The sequence below is a fragment of the Clostridium sp. UMB9555A genome (assembly GCF_030222355.1).
GTDB classification, from domain to species: domain Bacteria; phylum Bacillota; class Clostridia; order Clostridiales; family Clostridiaceae; genus Sarcina; species Sarcina perfringens.
In genome coordinates this window covers 1-237 of sequence record NZ_JASORQ010000052.1, presented here as the reverse complement: position 1 = coordinate 237, position 237 = coordinate 1, and the positions used below count along the sequence as shown (strand labels likewise).

The 237-nt window shown below is 21.5% G+C and carries 1 pseudogene; it reads right to left on the bottom strand.

The features are described 5' to 3' along the window. Window positions 1–51: 51 nt before the first annotated feature. A pseudogene (locus QP548_RS16925) lies at window positions 52–237 on the bottom strand (plasmid replication protein); the annotation flags it as partial.

Here is a 237-nt window from a genome sequence, read left to right as displayed (position 1 = left end):
GTTTATTTATAATCTATTTTTTAACAATAAATTCTATTAATTGTTAAATTGTTAATTAAAACATAGATTTTCTTCTAGGTATTTCCAATAATCCTTTGAATAATTTCTTTCTGTAAAGTTTGGTAGAACTCTGTTGTTCGCATTGTTCTTGATATATTTCCTATAATTTGAATAATATGTATTTCTAGTGTTCTCAATGACTGTATTAATATAACTCTCTAAAAATTTAACAGTTAT